Genomic DNA, 501 nt, shown 5'->3' with positions numbered 1-501 from the left:
CCTGTAACAACCACTGTATCGCTTACGCCTACTTTGTTGTTCGTTGCCGTGATCGTGGCTGCTGCTGGTGCTGCCGATACAGGCTCAGTGATATATTTCGCAGCCGTACGWGTACTTTCCAGCTTGTTCGCTTTCGTTACCGTTACATACGCTGTTCCGCCTGTTGCCGTCAGCAAGTCGGTTTCCGAGATCGTTACTTCCGTTGCGCCTTCTGCTACCGTTGCTGTTTCAAGTACCGTGCCGCCTGTTGCTACGCCGTATACGTTCACGATGTCGCCTTCGGCTAGACCTGTTACTTTTACCGTATCTGCTGTGCTTGTCGCATTATTCGTAACGGTGATTGTCGCTGCTGCTGGTGCTGCAGTGATTTCAGCATCGTAYGCTTTTACRGTTCTTACGCTTTCTAGCTGACCTTCTTTTGTCACGCTCACATACACGCTGCTTGCTGTTGCGCCCAGCTGTTCAATCGTTACCGTTGCTGATGTTGCATCTTCAGCTACT

1 pseudogene is annotated in these 501 nt (G+C 51.0%); it reads right to left on the bottom strand.

Annotated elements, in window-relative coordinates:
- Positions 1-501: pseudogene (locus AB4Z29_RS32370) on the bottom strand (hypothetical protein); the annotation flags it as partial.

This window comes from Paenibacillus sp. 2TAB23, from assembly GCF_052115165.1.
Taxonomy (GTDB): domain Bacteria; phylum Bacillota; class Bacilli; order Paenibacillales; family Paenibacillaceae; genus Pristimantibacillus.
This window is presented reverse-complemented; position numbering and strand designations above follow the sequence as displayed.